This window comes from Amycolatopsis sp. CA-161197 (genome assembly GCF_050942255.1).
GTDB lineage: Bacteria > Actinomycetota > Actinomycetes > Mycobacteriales > Pseudonocardiaceae > Amycolatopsis.
This window is the reverse complement of sequence record NZ_CP192059.1, coordinates 9,852,381-9,870,573: the sequence shown is the minus strand read 5'-3', so window position 1 is coordinate 9,870,573 and position 18,193 is coordinate 9,852,381. Positions and strand designations below refer to the sequence as shown.

General features: G+C 70.8%; 19 protein-coding genes and 1 tRNA gene. 10 read left to right on the top strand and 10 right to left on the bottom strand.

The genetic code is table 11. The features are described 5' to 3' along the window. Positions 1-4 precede the first annotated feature (4 nt). Positions 5-1,843 (bottom strand): prolyl oligopeptidase family serine peptidase, encoded by a 1,839-nt coding sequence (locus ACQPXB_RS46865; protein WP_432848488.1) that lies wholly within the window; start codon positions 1,841-1,843, stop codon positions 5-7. A gap of 40 nt (positions 1,844-1,883) precedes the next feature. On the opposite strand from ACQPXB_RS46865, the gene ACQPXB_RS46860 reads away from it, so the two are divergent. After that, positions 1,884-2,570 carry a methyltransferase domain-containing protein gene (locus ACQPXB_RS46860; RefSeq protein ID WP_432848486.1) on the top strand — a complete coding sequence of 229 codons (687 nt, stop codon included), beginning with the start codon at positions 1,884-1,886 and terminating at the stop codon, positions 2,568-2,570. A 129-nt stretch (positions 2,571-2,699) separates the two neighbouring features. On the opposite strand, the gene ACQPXB_RS46855 is transcribed toward ACQPXB_RS46860, so the two are convergent. Together ACQPXB_RS46855 and ACQPXB_RS46850 are read right to left on the bottom strand one after the other, a co-directional pair. Then, positions 2,700-2,773 (bottom strand) — tRNA-Pro (locus tag ACQPXB_RS46855). Between the two features lie 29 nt (positions 2,774-2,802). After that, on the bottom strand, positions 2,803-3,729 hold the full coding sequence (locus tag ACQPXB_RS46850) for a metallophosphoesterase (protein WP_432857130.1): 927 nt from the start codon (positions 3,727-3,729) through the stop codon (positions 2,803-2,805). Between the two features lie 225 nt (positions 3,730-3,954). Here ACQPXB_RS46850 and ACQPXB_RS46845 point away from each other — a divergent pair, with 225 nt between their 5' ends. Next, positions 3,955-6,075, top strand: coding sequence for a protein kinase domain-containing protein (locus ACQPXB_RS46845; protein ID WP_432848484.1), 2,121 nt, complete (start codon positions 3,955-3,957; stop codon positions 6,073-6,075). A gap of 27 nt (positions 6,076-6,102) precedes the next feature. On the opposite strand, the gene ACQPXB_RS46840 is transcribed toward ACQPXB_RS46845, so the two are convergent. The 3 genes from ACQPXB_RS46840 to ACQPXB_RS46830 form a co-directional block, all read right to left on the bottom strand. Further along, the gene (locus ACQPXB_RS46840) at positions 6,103-6,288 is read right to left on the bottom strand and encodes a hypothetical protein (protein ID WP_432848482.1); all 186 of its coding nucleotides are present in this window, start codon (positions 6,286-6,288) and stop codon (positions 6,103-6,105) included. A gap of 481 nt (positions 6,289-6,769) precedes the next feature. After that, a complete protein-coding gene (locus tag ACQPXB_RS46835; protein WP_366583998.1) occupies positions 6,770-7,006 on the bottom strand; it encodes a hypothetical protein in 237 nt (78 codons plus the stop codon). Between the two features lie 168 nt (positions 7,007-7,174). Next, positions 7,175-9,322, bottom strand: coding sequence for a transglycosylase domain-containing protein (locus tag ACQPXB_RS46830; RefSeq protein WP_432848480.1), 2,148 nt, complete (start codon positions 9,320-9,322; stop codon positions 7,175-7,177). A 341-nt stretch (positions 9,323-9,663) separates the two neighbouring features. Between ACQPXB_RS46830 and ACQPXB_RS46825 the strand changes: the two genes are divergently transcribed. Next, a complete protein-coding gene (locus ACQPXB_RS46825) occupies positions 9,664-9,960 on the top strand; it encodes a WhiB family transcriptional regulator (RefSeq protein WP_364051249.1) in 297 nt (98 codons plus the stop codon). A gap of 27 nt (positions 9,961-9,987) precedes the next feature. Here the strand turns inward: ACQPXB_RS46825 and ACQPXB_RS46820 are convergent, their stop codons facing one another. The 3 genes from ACQPXB_RS46820 to ACQPXB_RS46810 are packed head-to-tail and all read right to left on the bottom strand — an operon-like array spanning position 9,988 to position 12,393. Further along, positions 9,988-11,118, bottom strand: coding sequence for an ArsA family ATPase (locus ACQPXB_RS46820; RefSeq protein ID WP_386944665.1), 1,131 nt, complete (start codon positions 11,116-11,118; stop codon positions 9,988-9,990). Continuing rightward, a complete protein-coding gene (locus tag ACQPXB_RS46815) occupies positions 11,118-12,122 on the bottom strand; it encodes an ArsA-related P-loop ATPase (RefSeq protein WP_366583996.1) in 1,005 nt (334 codons plus the stop codon). The genes ACQPXB_RS46820 and ACQPXB_RS46815 overlap by 1 nt, the downstream gene beginning before the upstream one ends. A gap of 22 nt (positions 12,123-12,144) precedes the next feature. Next, positions 12,145-12,393, bottom strand: coding sequence for a hypothetical protein (locus tag ACQPXB_RS46810; RefSeq protein WP_432848477.1), 249 nt, complete (start codon positions 12,391-12,393; stop codon positions 12,145-12,147). Positions 12,394-12,555: 162 nt separating this feature from the next. Between ACQPXB_RS46810 and ACQPXB_RS46805 the strand changes: the two genes are divergently transcribed. The 7 genes from ACQPXB_RS46805 to ACQPXB_RS46775 all read left to right on the top strand — a co-directional run bounded on the left by ACQPXB_RS46805 (position 12,556) and on the right by ACQPXB_RS46775 (position 16,954). Beyond that, positions 12,556-12,717: a DUF4177 domain-containing protein gene (locus ACQPXB_RS46805; RefSeq protein ID WP_006238837.1), complete on the top strand. Its 162-nt coding sequence runs from the start codon at positions 12,556-12,558 to the stop codon at positions 12,715-12,717. A gap of 11 nt (positions 12,718-12,728) precedes the next feature. Then, the gene (locus ACQPXB_RS46800) at positions 12,729-13,184 is read left to right on the top strand and encodes a RidA family protein (protein ID WP_220244881.1); all 456 of its coding nucleotides are present in this window, start codon (positions 12,729-12,731) and stop codon (positions 13,182-13,184) included. Continuing rightward, complete coding sequence (locus tag ACQPXB_RS46795; protein ID WP_432848474.1) at positions 13,184-13,813, top strand: hypothetical protein; 630 nt, start codon at positions 13,184-13,186, stop codon at positions 13,811-13,813. The genes ACQPXB_RS46800 and ACQPXB_RS46795 overlap by 1 nt, the downstream gene beginning before the upstream one ends. Positions 13,814-13,850: 37 nt before the next feature. Next, on the top strand, positions 13,851-14,987 hold the full coding sequence (locus ACQPXB_RS46790; RefSeq protein ID WP_366583994.1) for a hypothetical protein: 1,137 nt from the start codon (positions 13,851-13,853) through the stop codon (positions 14,985-14,987). A 114-nt stretch (positions 14,988-15,101) separates the two neighbouring features. Then, complete coding sequence (locus ACQPXB_RS46785; protein ID WP_386944671.1) at positions 15,102-15,926, top strand: NUDIX hydrolase; 825 nt, start codon at positions 15,102-15,104, stop codon at positions 15,924-15,926. Positions 15,927-15,929: 3 nt separating this feature from the next. Then, positions 15,930-16,703: an MBL fold metallo-hydrolase gene (locus tag ACQPXB_RS46780; protein WP_432848472.1), complete on the top strand. Its 774-nt coding sequence runs from the start codon at positions 15,930-15,932 to the stop codon at positions 16,701-16,703. Continuing rightward, positions 16,700-16,954: a glutaredoxin family protein gene (locus tag ACQPXB_RS46775; protein ID WP_366583991.1), complete on the top strand. Its 255-nt coding sequence runs from the start codon at positions 16,700-16,702 to the stop codon at positions 16,952-16,954. Before ACQPXB_RS46780 ends, ACQPXB_RS46775 begins: the two co-directional genes overlap by 4 nt. 51 nt (positions 16,955-17,005) lie before the next feature. Here ACQPXB_RS46775 and ACQPXB_RS46770 read toward each other — a convergent pair whose 3' ends face one another. Continuing rightward, positions 17,006-18,091, bottom strand: a complete 1,086-nt coding sequence (locus tag ACQPXB_RS46770) for a carboxylesterase family protein (RefSeq protein WP_432848469.1) — start codon at positions 18,089-18,091, stop codon at positions 17,006-17,008. Positions 18,092-18,193 lie beyond the last annotated feature (102 nt).

The following is an 18,193-nucleotide window of genomic DNA, read 5'->3' as shown; positions in this document are numbered from 1 at the left end:
GAAATCACCGCAAAGCGCGCAAAGCGAAGTCCACCTCGATCGACGTCTGCTTGATCGTCTCGGCGATCACCAGGGAGCCGTGGCCGGCGTCGTAGCGGTAGAACTCGTGGGGCGCGTCGCGGGCGCCCAGGCGGTCGAGGTAGTTCTCGATCTGCCGGATGGGGCAGCGCGGGTCGTTGTCGCCCGCCAGGATGAGCACGGGCGCGGCGACGGCGTCCACGTAGGTAATCGGCGAACATTCCTTGTACACCGCGGGCACATCCGAGGGTGCGCCGCCGAACAAAGCGCGGTCGAAAGAGCGCAGCTGCTCCATCTCGTCCTCGTACGCGGCGACGTAGTCGGCCACCGGCACGCCCGCGACGCCCGCCGCCCAGCGCGTGGGCTGGGTGCCGAGCGCGAGCAGCGACAGGTAGCCGCCCCAGGAGGCGCCGTTGACGACGCACTTGTCCTTGTCGGACAGTCCACTTTCGACAGCCCAGTCGTGCACCGCCGCGACGTCTTCGAGTTCTGTCAGGCCCGGCCGGCCCTCGATGGCGTCGCGCCACGCGGAGCCGTAGCCCGTGGAGCCGCGGTAGTTGACCTCGACCACGGCGAAGCCGGCGTCGAGCCACGTGGCGCGGTAGGCGGAGAAGCGGTCCTCGTCGGCGGCGTGCGGGCCGCCGTGCAGGGAGAACACCGTGGGCAACGGGCCGTCGGGCGCATCTGCCGGACGCGATACCAGCGCGTGGATCTGCCCGCCGACGCCCTCCACGAACGCGTCGGTGACCGGCGACGAACCCGGCGCCTGTTCACCCGGCGGCGCCAGCAGCACGGCGTCGGTGCCGTCGGCCGCGCGGCGGCGCACCGCCGTCGGCTCCGCGGCGCTGGACCACGAGTACTCGATGCTGCCGTCCGGACGGACGCCCGCGCCGCCGATCCTGCCGGCCGGGGTGTCCACAGAGGACAGCGACTTGTCGTCGAGGTCGAACCGGTACAGCGAGCTGCGGCCCTGGTGGAAGTGCACCACCAGCAGCGCGCGGGCGTCGGGGTACCAGCCGGCCACGACCTCGCCGGGCAGGTCGATCTCGAGCTCCGTCTCGGTGTCCGCGCGGACATCCCAGATCAGCAGCTCCTCCCGGCCGCGCCGCTCGTGCAGCACGAGCAGCCGCTGGTCGCCGGGCAGCGGCGAGAACTCCAGCGCCGAAAGGCCCTTGCCCTCGCCGTCGTACTTCTCCGCGACGGTCGTGAAGCCGTCGGTCGCCAGCACGCGCAGCGCGGGATGGCGTGAGTCGCCGTGTTCGGAATGTGAGATAACCACCAAACTCTCGTCACGCGAGAGCGACGAGATGCCGGCGTCGTCCGGGTGGCTGTAGAAGCGCTCGGTCTTGCCGCCGATCTTCGCGAACAGCTCGCTGCCGTCGTCGGTCGAAACGCCGACGGCGATCACCCGCGAGCCGAGCTCAAGGCCGGCCGGGTAGCCGTCGTGGACCTCGGGCAGCGGTTTGGCGGCCGAGCTGTCACCGTCGAACGGCTGGCTCACCCAAGAGCCGAACTCGTCGCCGTCGGTGTCGTCGAACCACCAGACGGCCGAGCCGTCGGGGGCGGGGGTGGCGTGCAGGGTGCCATTGGGCCGGTCGGTGACGCGGCGGTGACTGTCGGTGGCGCGATCCCAGGTGTAGACCTCCCAAACGCCGCTGGCGTTGGAGACGTACACGTTGGCGTCGGGGGCGTCGCGGGCCCATTCGGGCACGGAGATGCGGGCCGCGTGGAAGCGGGCTCGCCAGCGGGACTCGGCGTCGGCGTCGGCGAACAGGCGGTCGGGGACCACCGCGGGCGGATATTTGTTGCCTGACTGCGTGCTCACCCCTCGATCCTGCCACCCTGGTGGCCGTACTGTGTGCCGGGTGCTGGAGGGATACACGCGGGACGCGGCGTCGAGGCGAGCGGCACGCACGGCGGTGGAGCGGGCGGCCTTCGCCCAGACGCTCTTCACGCCGGGCATGCGGGTGGTCGACCTGGGCTGCGGGCGCGGCGCGATCACGCTGGGTTTCGGCAGCGGCGAGTCCACAGTGGACTACATCGTGACCGACCCGCTCGACCTGCCGTTCCCCACGTCGTCGGCCGACGTCGCCTTCTCCCACGCCCTGCTGGAACGCCTGCCTGACCCCGCGGGAGTGCTCGCCGAGCTGCATCGCGTGCTCCGGCCGGGTGGCCGGCTGGCGCTGTCCACTTCGGACTGGGGCCGCGCGCGGCTGCGCCCGAAATCGGCCAACGTCGACGCGGCCCTGCGCGGCTACTACCTGCTGCTGCGGCGTTCCGGCGCCAACCCGTTCGCGGGCCGGACCATTGCCGACCTAGTGTCCGACAGTGGTTTCACCGAGGTCGTCGCGCGGACCCGGCACCGCTCCGACCTGGCCTACCGGGATCTGGCGACGTTCGTCGAGCAGGCACTGGCCACGGCGCTCGCGGATCTGGACCACCCGGACCGCGACCAGCTGACGTCGGCCGCGCGCTCGGCCTACTCCTGGACGCGCACCGCCGGCCCCGGCGACTTCCTCCAGTGCTGGACGGAACTCACCGCCACCCGGTGACCCACCGCCTTCGGGGTCCAGGGGGCGAAGCCGCCCTGGCGGGGGTCTGGGGGTTCGACCCCCAGAGGACACACAAGAGAGGCCCTATGTCCGCGCCTTCTGCGGACATAGGACCTCCGGACTATCTTGTCGGGGTGGCGGGATTCGAACCCACGACCTCCTCGACCCGAACGAGGCACGCTACCAAGCTGCGCCACACCCCGAGGTACTGCTTAACGGGTCGTGGAGAAGTTTAGCCGACGGTCTTGGCGGGTTTCCTCGGGGTTGCCTTACGGCTTTCGGCGGCCCCGGATCCGCGCGGAACCAGCGTCAACAGGCTGGCCTCCGGCGGGCAGGCGAAGCGCGCGGGCGCGTACGGCGACGTGCCCAAGCCGGCCGAGACGTGCAGCCACATATGCGCGCCCCAGCGGGAGGCGCCGCGGGCGCGGGTGCGGTCGAGCTCGCAGTTGGTCACGAGGGCGCCGTAGCCGGGCACGCGGAGCTGGCCGCCGTGAGTGTGGCCGGCGAGGACGAGGTCGTAACCGTCCGTGGCGAACGGGTCGAGCACGCGCGGCTCGGGCGAGTGCGTGACGCCGAGGCGCACGACGGCGCCCGCGTCTGCCGGCCCGGCGATCTCGCGGTAACGGTCGCGGTGCAGGTGGGGGTCGTCGAGGCCGGCGGCGAACACGGCCTGGCCCGCGAGGTCGAGCGTGTGGCGCGAGTGGGTGAGGTCGGTCCAGCCGTGCTCGAGGAAGGCCGCGCGCAGGTCGCGCCACGGGAGCTTGGTGCCGTGGATGCGCTTCTTCTTGCCCTTCGGCATGAGGTAGCGAGCGGGGTTCTTCGGCTTGGGCGCGTAGTAGTCGTTGCTGCCGAAGACGAACACGCCCGGCCGGTCGAGCAGCGGGCCGAGCGCGCGCAGCACCGACGGCACGGCCGTGCGATGCGAGAGGTTGTCGCCGGTGTTCACGACGAGGTCGGGTTCGAGCCGGTCGAGCGCGGCCACCCACCGTTGCTTCGCGCGGTGCCCGGGAAGCATGTGCAGGTCGGAGACGTGCAGGATCGTGAACGGCTTCGAGCCGGGGGCCAGCACGGGCAGCTCGGCCGTGCGGAGGGTGAACCGCCGCCGTTCGACGCCCACGGCGTAACCGAGTGTCGCGGTCCCGAGCGCGAGGGTCCCCATGGCGAGCTTCTTGGCGGTGCTGGTGTTACTGAGCGTGCTCACAAGGCGAGGATACGTGGTCGGCGTGTTCCAGGGCTTGCGGGCAGCGATGATCACTGAGCGTGCGTTTGGTATCCGATTGTGTGCTCAACAGTTGGGTGACGTCGGCCGGTTCGGGGGAACGGGCTGGTTAGCATCTGCGTCGGCCCGAGTACGGGTGACAAGCCGGGGGGCTTGGGGAGAACGATGGAACAGTTCGGGCCGTACCGGATCGAGGCGTTGCTGGGCCGCGGCGGGATGGGCGAGGTGCACCGCGCCTACGACACCGCGCACGACCGCGTTGTCGCGCTGAAGCGGCTTTCTGAGGCGTACGTGGCCGACGAGGCGTTCCGCGCGCGCTTCCGCCGCGAGTCGCAGGTGGTGGCGCGGCTGCGCGAGCCGCACGTCATCCCGATCCACGCGTACGGCGAGATCGACGGCCGGCTCTACCTCGACATGCGCCTGGTCGAGGGGCAGGACCTCAAGGACCTGATCGCCGTGGGACCGTTGACCGCCACCCGCGCGGCCGGCCTGATCACGCAGGTCGCCAGCGCGCTCGACGCCGCCCACGCCGACGGCCTCGTCCACCGCGACGTGAAGCCCTCGAACATCCTCGTCACCGACGGTGACTTCGTGTACTTGGTCGACTTCGGCATCGCGCGCTCGATGTCGGGCGCCGTGACGTCGATCACGGGCACGGGCAACGTGATCGGCACCCTGGACTACATGGCGCCGGAGCGATTCGGCGACAAGCCGCTTGATGGATCTGTCGACGTGTACGCGCTGGCTTGCGTGTTCTACGAGTGCCTGACGGGGCATCGGCCGTTTCCCGTGGACGGTGCCGTGGCCCAGATGGGCGCTCACCTGACCGCTCCGCCGCCGGCTTTGTCCGCCGCGCGACGGGACCTGCCGCGCACCCTCGACGACGTGGTGTCCCGGGGCATGGCCAAGGACCCGGCCGCCCGCTACCCGACGGCGGGCGCCTTCGCGGCGGCGGTGAACGCGGCCCTGGCCGGCACGCCGGGTCCCACGGCGACGAGTGCCGAGACGAGTGCACCGGTGTGGCAGCGGGGGGAGCTCGGCGGGGCGGGGCATGGGTCCGCTGGGGTGCCCGGCTCAGGACGGGACGGCGCGGAATCGGGTCCTGGCTTCGCCGCAGGCCCGGCCGAGCCAGGCTTTGGCGTGGCTGCCGCGGATGGGATGCCCTGGGCGGGTGTTGGGTCAGGCTCGGCGGCGGGGTCCGAATCAGCTGGCGGTCCAGGCGGGCCTGGATCGGGTTCCGGCTCGGCCTCTGGGCAGGATTCAGGGTCGGCGGCTGGATTGGCCGGCGTGGCGCCCAACACGACGCCGCCGGGCGTGGTCCTGCCGGGCACACTGGCCGGGCCGCCGAGCACTCCGCCGCCCGGGTTTCCGGCCGGGCTGGGCACGTGGGCCGGACCACCATCGGGGGTGTTCACCGGTGGGCACGTCTACCCGAACGGTCCCGCGACGTCCGGCGGCGGCCCGGCGACGTCGTTGAACACGCCGATCCCGCTGGCTTCCGGGGCGCCGTCGTGGCAGGGCACTCCGCCGCCGCAGACGCGGCCGGCTCCGGTGCCGCCGGGTAAGTCGCGCAAAGGGGCGGTGATCACGGCGGTGGTGGCGGTCGTCGTGGTGATCGCGGTCGTCGCGACGGTGCTGATCATCCGCGCCCAGGGCCAAGCCGAGGCAGGCGGCGGCACGTCGACCCCGCCGTCGACGCCGAGCGCTTCGAGCCCGTCCAGCACGGACAACGAGACCACCACCCCGAATAGCCCATCCAGTCCTCCGCCGTCGTCGAGTGGCGCGCCGAAGTCCGCGAGCGCCCCCAGCGGGAATGTGCCGGTGCCGGCCACCTACCAGGGCAGCGGTTGCACGTCGGCTCAGCCGGTGCAGGGCGCCACCGGCGCGGCGTACTGCACGAAGTCGCTCGCCGGCGATTTCCGGTCCGGAAACGTCACGCTCCACCAGCCGACTCAGGCGCACTTCAACCAGTTCCCCGACGAAGCCACGATGGCGGCCTTCTTCGAAGGCATGGTCCAAGCCCACGACCTCATCCGCGACGACGACCACGGCGGCTGCGACCCCGTGAAACACCCCGGGATCTGGGGCTCCTACAACCGGTCCGGCGCTGGCGTCCCCCACGCCGGCGATTTCATCACCTGCTACGACGACACGTTCGTCTACACGGACGCTCGCACCCACACCCTCGGCGTCCTCGTTTTCGACGGCGTGTCGACGCCCCAGGAGCGCGACCAGATGTACCTCTGGTGGAACGAGGTCATCCTGCAAGACCTGCCGAAGTTCTGACGCCGCGTCAGCCGTTGAGCACGGACTTCATTTCGGCCGCACATTCCCGGGAGAACGCCCGAGCGCGATCAGGAAAAGGCGCACGACGGCGATCAGCGAGCCCGGTCCGAACGTGACGAGCCAGAGCAGCGGCGGCCAGTCGCGGGTCGCCCAGTCGGACAGCAGGAAAAAAGCCACCAGGCCGGCCGAACCGAGTGGGATCGCGATCAGCACCCAGACGTCGACGGGCCGGTGTCAAGGAAGCACCGAAAGGGACAACGTCGTGCCGAACAAGAGGAGCAGAAAAGCGAACACGATAGGCATTTCACTCTCCGATCAGCCGCTCCGAGTTGCGAGCGACGGAGGGACCCGCCACCGCGCCGCGTGAAACCGCCGGCCTGCGACGACCATCGACGGCGCGACCAAGAACACGACCAGCCCCAGAACCAACTCCACGGCGGCCCCTTCCCCCGGAGACCTTCATTCTCCGGGGGAAACGGACGATTCGTCTACGTGATGACGCGGACACCACCTCAGCCGTCGAGCGTGACGACTTCCTTGCTCACGGCTCCACCGGCCTCCGGCGGGCCGGCGCGCCCCTCGAGCCGAAGCGGCGCCCCGCATACGTCATCACTTGCTGCGACGCGGACAAGACGACCGTGCAGGCGAGAATCACCGCCACAACGGCCAGAATGATCGCTGATTTCATTTCGCCTCAGGCGTGATTTGTCTTCGCGTTCCGGCCGAGGCGAAGGTTCTTGGCCCAGCGAACGATGTCGACGATCAGGCGGCTCAGCGCGATGAGCATGCCCCACATCAGGAGCACGAACCACATTTGCCAGGGGCTTTCGAGTGTGGTGATCAGTACCCACGACGCGGCGACGTGGGCGGCCATGCCGGCCGCGCGCAGGAGAGGAGGCCGCAGAGGCAGGCATGCTGTGCCGATGGACACGACGAGTATTCCCAGCAATAGAGGCCAAACTGCTGCCGCTCCACCCACGTGACGATCTTAGTGCCGGAATTGCCGGGCGGGGCAGCGGCCATTCGGGGCAAGAACTGCGTCAGCGCGCGCACAAAAAAGCGTCGGCCGGGAGACCAAGCTCCCGGCCGACGTCAACGCTCAGCGACCTGTGTACTTCGGATCCTCTGGTGGCAGCTGCGCGATCGGCTGGTCGGCCATGATGTTCTTCATCGCGCCGAACCACGTCTGGGCGGGGGTCTTGCCGCCGAACATGTTGCCGGTGCCGCAGGTGGTGACGGTGCCGACGGAGCGGAAGCACAGGCCTCCGGTGCCGCCTTCGGGGCGGAAGACCATGGCGGCGCCGGCCATTTGCGGGGTGCCGGCGACGAAGGTCGCGGAGCCGTTGTTCTGGGTGGTGCCCGTCTTGCCGAGGATGGGGCGGTTCCAGCCCACGGCCGCGGCCGCCGCGGCTGAGGTGCCGCCCGGCTGGTCGTCCTTGCTCATGCCGACGACCATGGTGTTCGCGAGGCCCTCGGGGACGGCCTGCGCACAAGCCTCTTCCTTGTACGGTACGGCTTTCCCGTTGCGGTCGCTGATGCCGGACAACGGCGTGGGCGGGCACCAGACGCCGCCGCTCAGGAGGGTCGCGGCGACGTTCGCCATCTCCAGCCCGCTCGTCGGGCTGAAGCCGAGCGTGAACGCGCCGAAGCCGGGAGTGCGGTCGGTCGGGCCGTATGCCTTGGCCTGGCTTTGGGCCCTGGCCGGGTCGTTCGGGTCCACGGGACCACCGCCGGTGTTGCTGGCCATCGTGTTCTTCATGCCGAGCCGCACGGCCATGTCGATACCCGGTGCGGTGCTGCCGAGCTTGTCCTCCAGCGCCACGAACGCGGTGTTGGGCGAGGTCGCCAAGGCGCCCTGAAGGGTGTTCGACGCGCCGTAGTGCCCGGCGTTTCCGACGCAGTACCAACGGGAACGCAGCGGCGGCCCGGTCGGAGGGCATTGGTCGCCACCACCCGAGAATACGTGCGACACGTAGCCGTCACCCACCGGGATATTGCTGTAGATCCCCGCAATCCCGCGGTCCAGCACAGCCGCCGTGGTGAAGATCTTGTAGCTCGACCCCGCCCCGCCCGTGTTGTACACACCGGACGGCAGCGCGAAAGTGGTCTGGCCCTGATCCGCGTCGATCCCGTAATCGCGGTTCGCCGCCAGTGCCACCACTTCGTGGCGCGTCTTTCCCGGACGCACCAACGAAAGTGTGTTCGCCACGTTCTTCTGCGTCTTCTTGACCTGTGTCTCCGCCGAGACCTTCGCCTCGTGGTTGGCCTTTTCGTCCAGGGTGGTCTTGATCGTGTAGCCGCCCGTGTACAGGTCGTCCTTCGAGAAGCCGGCCTTCAGCAGGTAGTCCTCGACGTACTGGCAGAAGAAGCCGTTCTCCGGGCCGGCGCCGGTGCAGTTGGAGGCGGGCTTGGCGGGGGCGTCGGGGACCACGCCAAGCGGCGAGGCCTTGAAGCGTTCGGCGTCGGCCTTCGCCAGCTTTCGGTTGTCCACCATGCGGTCGAGCACGAGGTTGCGGCGCGTGGTGGCCTTGTCCGGGTGCTTCCACGGGTCGTTGTTGATCGGGTTGTTCACCAGGCCCGCGAGCAGCGCCGCCTGGGGCACCGTCAGGTTCTCGGGCGTGGTGTTGAAGTACGCGTGCGCGGCGGCGCCGATGCCGAAGATCTGGCGGGAGAACTCGACGATGTTGAGGTACCCGGCCAGGATCTGCTGCTTCGACAGCTTCGTCTCGAGCTGGATGGCAATGCGCGCTTCCTTGAGCTTGCGCGCGAGGGTCTGCTCCTGCGCCTTCTCCTGGCCGACCTTGTCGCCCCGATAGACGACGTTGATCAAGTAGTTCTTCACGTACTGCTGCGTGAGCGTCGAAGCACCCTGCGTGTCACCGCCGGTGCTGTTGGACACGGCCGCGCGCAGCGTGCCCTGCCAGTCGACGCCGTGGTGCTCGTAGAAGCGCTTGTCCTCCACCGACACCAGGGCCCACTGCATGGCCTCGTTGATCTGGTCGGCCGCCACCGGGATGCGGTACTGGTCGTACAGCGTCGCGATGGGCTTGCCGCCCGAGTCGGTGATCGTCGTCACCAGGGGCGGCGGGATGTCGGCGAGATCGGACGAGGTCTTCTCCACCGTCTCGCTCGCCTGGTTGGACGCCACGCCGGCGGCCCCCACCACGGGGAACAGGATTCCGGCGACGAGCACCCCCGCGAGCAGACAGAGGCCGATGAGCTTGAAGAGACCGTCCGTTTTGCGCACGAAGGCCAGGGTACTGAAGGCCTGTTGTGCTCCCGTTACCTCACACCCGTCAGGGACCGACAGCAGTGACAAAACGGACCCCATGAGGTGACTTCCGGTAACGGAATGCATGCTAGGTCTTGGCGGGGGGAACCGAGGGCCCCTACAGTCCGTCAACGTCTCACGAAAGATTTGCCGACCGACGGCCCAGTGCGAGTGGGAGCTCCTCTGGACCGAACGGCGGCAGCGGCACCGGGGAGGTGCCGTCACCGACGTGAGAGCAGAGGGAGACACGCTCGCGGGGGTGGGAGCGGGAGCTTCACCTTCGCTGGTGTCGAACACCAGGGTAGGGAGCTGGGGGTATGGAGACCAACCAGTCGAGCTGGCGCATGAGCGCGTCGTGCCGGGATGCGGATCCCGACGGGCTCTTCGTGCGCGGCGCCGAGCAGAACCGGGCGAAAGCCGTGTGCATGGGGTGCCCGGTTCGCACGGAATGCCTCGCCGAGGCGCTCGACGGCCGGATCAACTTCGGTGTCTGGGGTGGCATGACCGAACGCGAGCGCCGCGCATTGCTGCGCCGTCGTTCCGACGTCACCAGCTGGACCGAGCTGCTCGAGGCAGCCAAGCGCGACGCGCTGGAAGGCGCGCAAGTCAGCTGACGCCTTCGTGAGTGGCCGGGCCCGAGATCAGGCCTGGCCACTCGCGAGCTTGGTCCCGATGTCGCGCAGACCTTCGAGGTCGTGCACGTCACCGGCCAACGCCGGAACTCGCACCAGCGGCACTTCCGGATGTGCTTTCGTGAACCGCGCCAGCAGCCGGTTCTCGCGCTCGGCCAGCGCCACGCGGTCGGCGTGCAGCCGCAGCACGGCCTCGGCCAGCGGTGCGTTCGTGCCGCCCTTCTGCAGCGACTCCGCGGCCGCGATGGCCTCCGACGCCGAAAGCGACGCGAGCACCGGGTGCGTCCGGTTCGCGACGAGCCCGCCGAGCGGCATCGACTCACCCGCGAGCCGCTCCACGAAGTACGAAGCCTCGCGCAGCGCGTCGGGCTCCGGCGCGGCGATCACGAGGAACGACGTGCCGCTGGAGCGCAGCAGCTCCGCCGTCTTGCGAGCGCGCTCGCGGAACCCGCCGAACATGCTGTCGAAGGCCTGCATGAACGCCGACGCGTCGGCCAGCAGCTGCCCGCCGATGATCGTCGACACGGCCTTGGCGAACATCGAGAACCCCGCGCTGACCACCTTGCGCAGCCCCCAGCCGCCCGCCTTCGCGGGGCCAGTCAGCAGCCGGATCATGCGGCCGTCGAGCGCGCTGGACAGGCGCGTCGGCGCGTCCAGGAAGTCGAGTGCCGAGCGGCTCGGCGGCGTGTCGACCACGATCAGGTCCCACTCGTCCGTGGCGGCGAGCTGGCCCAGCTTCTCCATCGCCATGTACTCCTGCGTGCCGGAGAACGACGTGGAAATGGTCTGGTAGAAGGGGTTCTGCAGCAGCTGCTCGGCGCGCTCGGGGCCGGCGTGCACGCGCACCATGTCGTCGAACGTGCGGCGCATGTCGAGCATCATCGCCCACAGCTCGCCCTTGGGCTCGAACCCCGCCACCTGCACCTGACGCGGGTGGTTGCCCAGTTCGCGCAGGCCCAGCGCCTGAGCCAGCCGGCGCGCCGGGTCGATGGTCAGCACCACCGTCTGCCGGCCGCGCTCGGCCGCGCGCAACGCGAGCGCCGCCGCGGTGGTCGTCTTGCCGACGCCGCCGGAGCCGCAGCACACGATCACGCGGCTCTCCGGGTCGTCGAGCAGGGCGTCGACGTCAATGGCGGTCATCAGCGCACCCCCTGGTCCAGCAACGCTTCCGCGAGGTCGTAGAGCGACGCGACGTCCACGCCGTCGGTGACCTCCGGCAGCTCCAGCGTCGGCAGATCGGCCTCGGCGAGCTGCTCGCGCGCCCGCTGCTCCGCGGCCACGCGCACGGCGTGCTCCACGGTCTCCTCCACCAATGCCTCGAGCGTGTCGTCCGGCAGCTTCAGCCCGGCCGACGCGAGGCCGGAGCGCACGCGGCCGGCGTCGACGCGACCGTCGGCCGCCGCCGTGACGGAACGCGCGGGGAGGCGCGGCGGGCGGACGCGGTTGACCAGCACGGCGCCCGGGCGCAGGTCGGCGCCGTCGAGCTCCGCCACGGCCTCCACGGTCTCGCGCACCGGCATCTCCTCCAGCAGTGTGGTGAGGTGGATGGCGGTCTCGCCCGAGTGCAGCAGCCGCACGACGCCGTCGGCCTGGCCGCGGATCGGGCCGGTCTTGGCGAGGTCGGTCAGGGCCTTGGTGACGTCGAGGAACTTGACCACGCGGCCGGTGGGCGGCGAGTCGACCACCACGGCGTCGTAGGTGTGGCGGCCGTCGGACTCCGTGCGGCCCACGCACTCCTTGATCTTCCCGGTGAGCAGGACGTCGCGCAGGCCCGGCGCGAGCGTGGTCGCGAACTCGATCGCGCCCATCCGCCGCAGCGTCCGGCCGGCGAAGCCCAGGTTGTAGAACATCTCGAAGTACTCGAGCAGCGCGGCCTCGACGTCGATGTGCAGCGCGCGCAGCTCGCCCCCGCCGGGGACGGACGCGATGCGCTGCTCCGCGTACGGCAGCGGCTCGGTGTCGAAGAGCTGGGCGATGCCCTGGCGGCCCTCGACCTCGATCAGCAGCACCCGGCGGCCCTCGCGCGCGAGGGCCAGGCCCAGCGCCGCGGCGAGGGTGGTCTTGCCGGTGCCGCCCTTGCCGGTGACGAAATGCAGCCGGGCCCGGGTGAGCTCGTCGGGCCAGCCGGCGGGGGGTGTGGTCACGCCGTCAACACTAAACCGGCGCTCAGCTGGCGAGCACCATGACGCCGACCGCAGCCGCGACCGCGGCGACGAGGATCCAGGTGAGGACGCCGGGCAGGACCGTGAGCGTGAGCACGGCCACCACGACCAGCGCCGTGAACGTGATCACGCCGCCGATCGCGACCCGGGCCGAGCTGTTCACGTGGTCGCGCACCTTGGCCATCACCACGAGCACGAGCGGTAGCCCGGCCGCGGCGAGCAAGGCGGTCGCGACGATCCGCCACGTCTCCACACCTCCACGCTAGCGAGTGCCGGAGGTGTGAAGTGGACCACATTCGCAGACGGTCGGTGAGTCGTTCACCTGGACGGGTGCGCCTGTGTTCCCCTGAACGGCCCGGCCGTTGGACGGCGGTGGCCATGACCGCCCTTGCCCGCTTGGCTACGCTCCCCGGTCATGAGCGCCACCAAATGGGAGTACGCGACCGTCCCCCTGCTGATCCACGCGACGAAGCAGATCCTCGACCAGTGGGGCGAGGACGGCTGGGAGCTGGTCACCGTGCTCCCGAACCCGAGCGGCGAGCAGCACGTCGCGTACCTCAAGCGCCCGAAGAACTGAGGGGACCCGTCGTGACCTGGACTTCCCGGCTCGCCGAGCTCGGCATCGAACTGCCCGGCGTCGCCGCGCCGCTGGCCGCCTACGTGCCGGCCGTGCAGAGCGGCTCGCACGTCTACACCTCCGGCCAGCTGCCCTTCGTCGACGGCACGCTCGCCGCGACCGGCAAGGTCGGCGCGGAGGTCAGTCCGGAAGAGGCCAAGGGCCACGCCCGCACCTCCGTGCTCAACGCGCTGGCCGCCGTGCACGCGCTCGTGGGCATCGACTCGGTGACGCGGATCGTCAAGGTGGTCGGCTTCGTCGCGTCCGCGGAGGGCTTCACCGGCCAGCCCGCGGTGATCAACGGCGCGTCCGAGCTGCTCGGCGAGATCTTCGGCGACGCGGGCAAGCACGCCCGCTCGGCCGTCGGCGTCGCGGAGCTGCCGATCGGGGCGCCCGTGGAGGTCGAACTGATCGTGGAGGTGAAGTGATGGACCCCGACATCGAACAGTCCCTGCACGAGCTGCTGATCCGGCTCGCAGGCCGCACGCCCGACCAGCTCCTGTGGCGGTTCCGCGACTGGCTGGGCGAGGGCGCGATGGGCACGCTCGCGCGCACGCTGCCCAGGTCTTTGCTTAAGCACAGGATCGATCTGGACCAAACCGAGTACCGCCTGCTCGTCGCGGGTCTCATCCCGCACGGCGCCGACTGGCACCAGGTCAGTTCCACCCTGGGGGTAGACGACGTCACCGAGACCAGGTACACATTCACACCGAGTGCGCCCGAATGGGTGAACTCAGTCGACTCTGTGTCCGTCTTGCTCCACGCAACGTTGCGGGGACGCGCGGATGTGGGGGAAGTGCGGCAAAGCTGGCGACACCTCGGTGTGGTCGGTGAGGGTGGGGCCAAGCGAGTCCTGCTGGTGACGGCGACGGCCGGGCTGCCGAGGCTCACCGGCGAACTGCAGCGCGTGCTGCGGGTGCTGGGGGACGAGGAACCGAGCGTCGAGGTCATCCCACCGCGCTTCGACCTTCCCGGGTACCACCGGGCCGCGCTCGCCAATTCCGAGCTGGTCTGCGTCGGCGCCGCGGGTTCCGGTAATCGACTCGTCGCCGCTTAACGCTCGAGCCGCCAGGCGAGCTGGGAGGAGCAGAGCAATGGTGGAGGTTCACGAAGGCCCGCCCATGGACGGGTTCTCGGTGCCCCTGCGCCTGCACAACTTGTTGCTGGCCCTGGCGGGCCGCATCGACGACAGCGCGCTCACCGAAGCGCGTGAGCTGATCGCCCGCGCGCACATCGACGAAGCGGTCGAACTGACGACCGGCACGCTCATCGCGGGCCGCATCTCCGTCAGCTCGGCCGAGCAGCGCGAGCTGGCGCTGGTGCTCGAGATGAGCCGGTCGGACGCGACACTCGCCAACGACCTGCTGGTCGACGAGGCCGAGCAGGTCCACAGCCACCGCTTCACCGGCGACAACCAGCCGGAGTTCGGGCTGGCGGAGGCGCTCGACCGCACCCTGCAGGTGCTGCCGGACGTCCGCTCGGTGCACGCGGTGTGGCGCAACACCCCGGCGGGTTCCGTGCCGGGTGCGCTGCCGCAGCGCGTGGTGCTGGTGGAGCTGGGCCCGGAGGGCAACCCGCCCGCGGTCGCGTTCCGCGTCGACACGGCCCTGCGCCGCGCCGGCATCCGCTCCGTCGTCGAGGTCAGCGGCCCGGGTGTCGCGCGGTCCGCGTACCACCAGTCGGCCGCGTCCGTCGCCACGCCGGTGTGGGTCACCGGGGCCACGCACACGACGACGTCGGACTACCGGCCCGAGCCGGTCGTCACGCCGCCGGCTCCGGCACCCACGCCGGTGCCGGCGCCCGTCGTGGAGCCGGTCGTGATGGAGGCCCCGAGCCGACACAGCATCCGGCAGGCGCCCGAAGCCGTCGCCCCCGTGGTGCCGATCGTGCAGAACGCGCCCACTCCGCAGGCGGACAACTCGCGCAAGTCGCGGTCGGAGACGCGCGCCGAGCGCACCGCCGACCTGACGCCGGCCGAGGTCGCCCAGCTGCGCCAGGCGCTCGCGGAGGACCCGGAGAAGGGCCGCGAAATCGCCGCGGGCAAGCCGAGCATGCACGAGGTCGTGGAGCTGCCCGCGCTGGACCTGGACGACCCGAGCCTGTCGGAGCGCGACCGCGCGCTGCTGCGGGAGCTGCACGAGGAGCTGGCCGAGCGCGAACGCGCCGAGGCGGCCCGGCTGCGGCTCAACGGTGCGTCCCGTTCGGGTGGCGACCGCTGGTCGTCGTCCTGAGGTTCTGACGTTTCGATCGCAGCCCCGGGCCCGTGTGGGTCCGGGGCTGCGGTGCGTCGGTGACATGTCACAACTTGTGGGCGTGAGGTCACGGGTGCGAGGTATGTTGCCTCGGTGGATCGGCCGCGTGAGTTCCTTTTCGACATCCCCGTGGGGGCCGGAGTCAGTACGAGGGCGAACGCCGACGGCCCGCCCGTGAAGCCCAAAGACGCCGCCACGGTGATCCTCACCCGCGACGGCGCGGACGGTCTCGAAGTCTTCCTGCAGCACCGCGTGAAGGGCATGCCCTTCGCCGGCGGCATGACCGTCTTCCCCGGCGGCGGGGTCGATCCGCGCGACGCCGACGCGTCCGTCGCGTGGGCCGGACCACCGCCGAGCTGGTGGGCCGGGCAGTTCACGTGCGACGAGAGCCTCGCCCGCGCGCTCGTGTGCGCCGCGGTGCGCGAGACGTTCGAGGAGTCCGGCGTGCTGCTGGCGGGCACGGAAGACGCGGTGGTCGCCGACGTCGCGCCATATGCAGAAGCCCGGAAAGCCTTGGAGAGCCGGGAAATCTCGCTCGCCGCGTTCCTGGCCGACGCCGGGCTCACGTTGCGCGCGGACCTGCTGCGGCCGTTCGCCCACTGGGTCACGCCACCGCAGGAGCCGCGCCGCTACGACACCCGCTTCTTCTCCGCGAAGCTGCCCGAGGGCCAGCGCGCGGACGGCGCGACGTCCGAGGCTCTCGCCACGGGTTGGCAGCGCCCGTCGGCCGCGGTCGGCGACGCGCGCGAAGGCCGCCGCATGCTGATGCCCCCGACGTGGCTCACGCTCGTCGAGATCGACGAGTTCGCCACGGCCGACGCGCTGCTGGCCGCGCCGCGCGAGATCGTGCGGACCATGCCGACGCTCATCAAGGAAGGCGACCGCTTCCGCGTCGTCCTCGACCCGACGGAGGTCTGACCGGTGACTGCTCCCGCGTACGGCGTGCTTCGCCGCGTCTCCGAGACCGTGCAGGTGCTGCTGGAGAACAACCCGTCGACGATGACGCTCGAGGGCACGAACAGCTGGGTCCTGCGTGGTCCGGACGCGCCGGCCGGCGTGGTCGTCGACCCCGGCTACCAGGACCTGGAGCACCTGGAGAAGCTCGCGGCCGTCGGCGCCGTGGAGCTCGTGGTGCTGACCCACCACCACGCCGACCACGCCGAGGGCGCGCCGTGGTTCGCCGAGCGCGTGGGCGCGCCGATCCGCGCGTTCGACGCTTCGCTGTGCGTCGGCGCGCCGGCCTTGGCCGACGGTGAGGTGTTCACCGCGGGTGGGCTCGAGTTCCGCGTGCTGCACACGCCCGGGCACACCGACGATTCCGTGTCCCTGCACGTCGCGGGGCAGATCCTGACCGGCGACACGATCCTCGGGCGCGGCACGACCGTGCTCAAGGACCTCGGCGACTACCTGCGGTCGCTGCGCAAGCTCATCGAGCTGCCCGAAGGCACCCCCGGCCTGCCCGGCCACGGCCCGGAGCTGGCCGATCTGCCCGCGACCGCGCGCGAATACCTGGCCCACCGGGAACAGCGGCTGGACCAGGTGCGTTCCGCTTTGAAGGTGCTCGGGGCCGACGCGTCGCCGCGACAGGTGGTCGAGGTGGTCTACGCGGACGTCGACCGGGCGCTGTGGGCGCCTGCCGAACAGAGCGTGCGGGCGCAGCTGGACTACCTACGTGCTTCGGAGGACGGGCGATGAGTGACGTCGAGGTCGAGTTCTACTGGCGGCCGGGCTGCGGCTTCTGCGCGGCGCTGCGGCGGCCGCTGATGGCGAGCGGCCTGAACGTCAAGGAGATCAACATCTGGGAGGAGCCGGGCGCGGCCGAGCGCGTGCGCGAGGTGGCCGACGGCAACGAGACCGTGCCGACGGTGATCGTCGGGTCGACCGCGATGGTGAACCCGTCGTTCGCCGAGGTCGAGGCGGCGGTGAAGGCGGCTTCGGCGGCCTGACGATTTGGGGAAGGGCCGCTCACCGGGCTGGTGAGCGGCCCTTTTTCGTCGTCAGAACGCGGTGAGCAGCGGGGTGTCGATGACCGGGCGTTCGCCGTGGAGGAACTGCGCCCAGATCTGGCGCAGGTCGGTGATCTCGGGCAGGCCTTCGGGTGCGCCGGCGAGGCAGGCGGCACCTGGGGCGGCGTCGTGCGTGCCGAAGAGGAACGGGACGTCGATGCAGTGGCAGGCGCCGTACGGGTTGCCGGGAGCGCCCCAGTCGAAGCGCATGAGGGTCGCGTCTTCGCCGAGCTGTTTGGTCAGCCGGGGCAGATCGCCGCTGAAGATGGCGGCCGTCTGCTGGTCGATTTGTTCCTGGGGCGCTTCGGGACCGTAGGCGCGGACCTCGTCGCGGGTCCAGCTCACGAGCGCGCGGGCCGGTTTCGCGGCGGCGATGAGGTCGTCGGCGACGAGGTCGTGGTCGGCGACGAGCTGGAACGGCAGCGAGATCCCCGCCTTGGCCCGGGCGGCGAGGGCTTTGAGGCCGTCGAGCAGCCGGTCGGTGGGCATCGTGGTGAGCTCGGCCGCGCTGCGCACGCCCAGGGCGTGGAGGTACCGGTCCGCCGAGTCCGCCGCTTCGTCCGGCGTCTGCGGCAGCACGCCGACGGGCGCGCTCTGCAGCCCGATCTGGTGCACCAGGCCCTGCGCGCGAGGGGCGGACCAGAGGGTGAGCGTCGACTGGGCGCCCGCCGACTGGCCGGCGAGCGTGACGCGCCCGGGGTCGCCGCCGGAGGCCGCCACGTTGTCGCGCACCCACTCCAGCGCGGCGAGCTGGTCGGCGATGCCGAGGTTCGGCGGCGCGATGCCGTCGAGGGGCAGGAAACCGAGCACGCCGAGGCGGTAGTTGACGGTGACCACCACGACGTCGGCCTCGTTCGCGAGGCGCGTGCCGTCGTACCAGCCCTGGCCGCCGGAGCCGGTGAGGAACGCGCCGCCGTGGATCCACACCAGGACCGGGCGCGAGCCGGTGGTCGAGGGCGTGAAGACGTTGACCGACAGGCAATCCTCCGACTGGGCCAAGGACATCGGCCCGATCACGCGCTCGAGCCGCGACGGCAGCTGGATCGGCGCCGGGCCGGGCTCCAGTGCGTCGCGCACGCCCGTCCAGGTGGGGGCTTGAGTGGGCGGCTGGAACGTTCCTGGTGGGCGTAGGGAATGCCGCGGAACGCGCCGCCGGCGCCGCGGACCTTGCCGGTGGTC